The following is a 4,096-nucleotide window of genomic DNA, read 5'->3' on the forward strand; positions in this document are numbered from 1 at the left end:
GCGGAGTCGAAGGCTTCATAGCCGCGGGAATCGTGGAGGTCGACGCTGTCCACTCCGCCGAGATCAGTCACGTGCTCGAGCACCACTGTCTCACCGTTCAGGTTCTGGTCCCACAGCTCGATGGGGTACGGGATGGGCGAGGCCTGGAACATGGGTGTGGGGAAATCGATCTGCTGCTCCGGGCCGCACGCCGCAGCGCCCAGCAGCAGCACCACCCGGCTGCCAGCCTGCAAAGCGCGGGGCATGGCCCCCGGCAACCTGCGCCACCTCACCGGCCACCCCCCGCGCCACCGCGTGCCTCGGCCTGCAGCTCGGCCAGCAGATTCAACGCCTCGAGGGGCGTGAGCCGCTCGAGCTCGAGGCGCCGCAGCCGATCCAGCACAGGCGGGTCGGCCGGCAGGAACAGGGAGAGCTGGTCCGCGGCCGCCGCCGCGCTGCCCGCCCGCCGCCCGAGACGGCCCAGCCCCACGGCGCCGCCGGAGTGAGCGCCCTCCAGATCCCTCAGGATCTCGGCCGCTCGCTGAACCACGCTACGCGGAACGCCTGCCAGCCGCGCGACCTGGATGCCGTACGAGCGGTCCGCGCCGCCCCGCTCGAGTCGGCGCAGGAAGATGACCTCGTCGCCCACCTCCTTGACCGCCACGTTGTAGTTGACCAGGGCCGGCAGCAGGTCGGCGAGCTGGGTCAGCTCGTGGTAGTGGGTAGCGAAGATGGTGCGCGCGCCGATCCGCTCGTGCAGGTGCTCGGTGACGGCCCAGGCAATGCTGACGCCATCGTAGGTCGCGGTGCCCCGGCCGATCTCGTCCAACAGCACCAGCGAGTCGCGCGTCGCGCCGTGCAGTATGGCCGCCGTCTCGTTCATCTCCACCATGAACGTGGAGGCTCCGCGCACCAGGTTATCCGACGCGCCCACGCGCGTGAAGATGCGGTCGCACACCGGCAGCCTGGCGGCCGCCGCGGGCACGAACGAGCCCACCTGCGCCAGCAACTGGATCAGTCCGACCTGTCTGAGCAGCGTGCTCTTCCCGGCCATGTTGGGGCCGGTCAGGATCATGATGCGCGCCTCCTCGTCGAGCACGACGTCGTTGGGGATGAACTCCTCGCGCGGCATCATGGTTTCGACGACGGGGTGTCGCCCGGCCGTAACCTCGAGGCCGTAGCCCGTGTGCACCACGGGCCGCACGTACGCTCGGCGCTCCGCCACTTGCGCCAGCCCGGCCAGCACATCCAGCACGGCGACCCGCCGGGCCGTGTCCTGCAGCCGGGCAGCCTCGGCCGCCACGCGGCGCCGCAGTTCGGCGAAGAGGCGGGCCTCGACCTCGAGGATGCGCTCCTCGGCGCCCAGCACCTTCGCCTCCCACTCCTTCAGCTCGGGCGTGACGAAGCGCTCGGCATGGGCCAGCGTCTGCTTGCGCTCGTACACTTCCGGCACGCGCTCGAAGTTCGAGCGCGTCACCTCGAGGTAGTAGCCGAATACCTTGTTGTAGCCAACCTTGAGCGAGGCAATCCCGGTGCGCGCCCGCTCCCGCGCCTGCAGCGAGGCAATGAACTCGCGCGCCCCGTCCCGCACGCCGCGCAGCTCGTCCAGCTCCGCGTCGTGCCCCGGCCGGATCACGCCGCCATCCGTCAGCGCGGCGGGCGGGTCATCGACCAGCGCGGCGCGCACCAGGTCGCGCACGTCCTCGAGCGCGTCCAGCCCTTCCGCCAGCTCGGCCAGCAGCGGGGAGGCCGCGCCAGCCAGGAGTGCCTGGAGGGCCGGGAGCGGCTCGAGCGAGTCGCCGAGCGCCTTCAATTCTCGGGGCGAGACGCGCGCGGCGCCCACCTTGGCCGCGAGCCGCTCGAGGTCGCGTACTCCCTTGAGCTCCGCCCGCACTCGCCGCCGCAGCGCTGGCTGCTCGAACAGCTCGGCGACCGACTCCTGTCGCCGCCAGATGGAGTCGGCCAGCACCAGCGGGCGGAGCAGCCAGCGGCGCAGGAGTCGCGCTCCCATGGGCGTGAGCGTCTCGTCGACCACGTCCAGCAGCGTGCCCGGCTGGCGCGTGCCGCGGCTCGACGCATCCGGCCGCAGCGGCTCGAGCAGCTCGAGGTTGCGCCGCGTCATCTCGTCCAGCGCCATGGCCGCGCCCGGCCGCTCGAGGCGCGGCGGCCGCAGGTTGGCCGCGCCCGCAGACTGCACCTCGTTCAGGTAGGCGAGGAGCGCACCGAGGGTGGCGAGCAGCGGCTCGTCCCCGTCCTGGAAGCCGAAGCCGTCCAGGGCCTGGACGCGGAAGTGGCGCCGCAGCTCCGCTGCCGCGACAGTGGGATCGAACAGCCAATCCGGGCGGAAGGTCAGCCGCGCGCCGAGCGCCGATAGCGCGCGGGCAGCGAGCGGCGCAGCCGGCTCCGCCCAGCTCTGGGGGAGCAGCAACTCGGCTGGCTCGAAGCGCGCCAGCTCGGGCTCCAGCTCGCCGGGCGGCGCCGTAGTGGCGACCAGCTCACCCGTGGACACGTCGGCCGCCGCCAGGGCAAAGGCGCTGCCCTCCACGCCCCCCGCGCCCGCCGCGCCCGCCGCGCCCCCCGCCTCCACCAGTGCGACCAGGAAGTTATTCTTGCGCTCGCTCAGCAAGCTGTCCGCCAGCACGGCGCCGGGCGTGATCGTCTCGATGACCTCGCGCCGCACAATGCCCCGCGCCTCGGCCGGATCCTCCATCTGCTCGCAGATCGCCACGCGCCGGCCCAGCCGCAGCAGCCGCTCGATGTACTCGTCGCGCGCCCGCACCGGCACGCCCGCCAGCGGCACCTGCGCCGCCGCCCCGTTATTGCGTGTGGTCAGCGTCAGGCCGAGCAGCCGCGCGCCATCTTCGGCGTCCTGGAAAAACATCTCGTAGAAGTCGCCCACCCGGAAGAAGACGAGCGCATCCGGGTGGCGCGCCTTCGCCTCACGCCACTGCTGCATCAGGGGAGTCTCGTCCTGCCTGGACATTCGGGGCGAACAGGGGAACCTGGTGGCTCGTCATCGCCTTCGGAGACCAGCCACCAGTGGTCAACTCGCTCGTGTTCCGAAGGATAGCGAAGCGGAGGACGGGCGGCAACGCCACTCCCTGCACCCCGCCCCAACGCGGCGAGGGCGGCAGGCAGCGACGTCGACCACCCGCTAGATTCGCCGTGCGCCGGCCTCTATATTTTGCCCTCCTGCCGGCCCCTTGCTCGACCCGGGAAGCTGCGGCGGGGTAGCAGCTCAGTGGTCGAGTTCGTAAGTACGGCCACGAATGCGGCCGTATTTGCGGATTCGACCACTAAGGGAGAAGGGGCGGGCGCTAACCGTGGATCGGGACTGTGCCGCAACGCATCCGCATCGATACGCTGTCTGACACCTATAACGCCGGTTACCTGCAGGCCGTCTACCAGGCGTATCTTCGCGACCCGGAGTCGGTAGACGAGTCGTGGCGGCGGCTGTTCGCGTCGGATGCGGCGGCGCGTGCCGGTTTCCCCGCGCGCGAGGCGGCCGGGCCTGCGGCGCCGCCCGCGCGCGCGCAGCTTCGTGCGGCCATGGCTGCGGGCGAGCTGGTAGACGCCTACCGGCTGCACGGGCACGCCGCGGCGCGGCTCGACCCGCTGGGTGGCAGGCGGCCGGGGCACCCCATGCTGGACCCCACCTTCCACGGCATCTCGCGCGAAGATCTGACCAGTATTCCGGCGGCGCTCCTGGGGTTCGAGCATGCCGGCCGGAGCATGGCCGAGGTGCTCGAGTGGCTCGAGGCGACCTACACGGGCACGATTGGCTACGAGTACGAGCACCTCGAGAGCCCGGAACGCCGGGAATGGCTGCGCGAGCAGATCGAGTCCGGTGTGCACGCCCGCCCGCTGGCGGCGGAGCAGAAGAAGCGGCTGCTGAGCCGCCTTACCGACGTCGAGGCGTTCGAGCAGTTCCTGCACCGCGCCTACCTGGGGCAAAAGCGCTTTTCCGTGGAAGGCACCGACGTGCTGGTGCCAATGCTCGAGCTGGCCATTGAGCGGGCCGCAGCAGCAGGCGCACGGGAGGTGGTGCTGGGCATGGCGCACCGTGGGCGGCTGAACGTGCTGGTCCACGTGATCGGCCGGCCGTACACGGCCATCC

3 protein-coding genes are annotated in these 4,096 nt (G+C 71.4%); 1 reads left to right on the top strand and 2 read right to left on the bottom strand.

Annotated elements, in window-relative coordinates; all coding sequences use genetic code 11:
* Together HY703_02845 and mutS are read right to left on the bottom strand one after the other, a co-directional pair.
* Nucleotides 1–245, bottom strand: a 245-nt coding sequence (locus tag HY703_02845; protein MBI4544116.1) for a hypothetical protein, incomplete at its 3' end; no start/stop codon positions are given.
* A gap of 23 nt (nucleotides 246–268) precedes the next feature.
* Nucleotides 269–2,962: a DNA mismatch repair protein MutS gene (gene mutS / locus HY703_02850; protein ID MBI4544117.1), complete on the bottom strand. Its 2,694-nt coding sequence runs from the start codon at nucleotides 2,960–2,962 to the stop codon at nucleotides 269–271.
* Nucleotides 2,963–3,315: 353 nt separating this feature from the next.
* On the opposite strand from mutS, the gene HY703_02855 reads away from it, so the two are divergent.
* Nucleotides 3,316–4,096: 2-oxoglutarate dehydrogenase E1 component (locus HY703_02855; protein MBI4544118.1), on the top strand; the 781-nt coding region annotated here is incomplete at its 3' end.

This window comes from Gemmatimonadota bacterium (assembly GCA_016209965.1).
Classification (GTDB): Bacteria; Gemmatimonadota; Gemmatimonadetes; order Longimicrobiales; family RSA9; genus JACQVE01.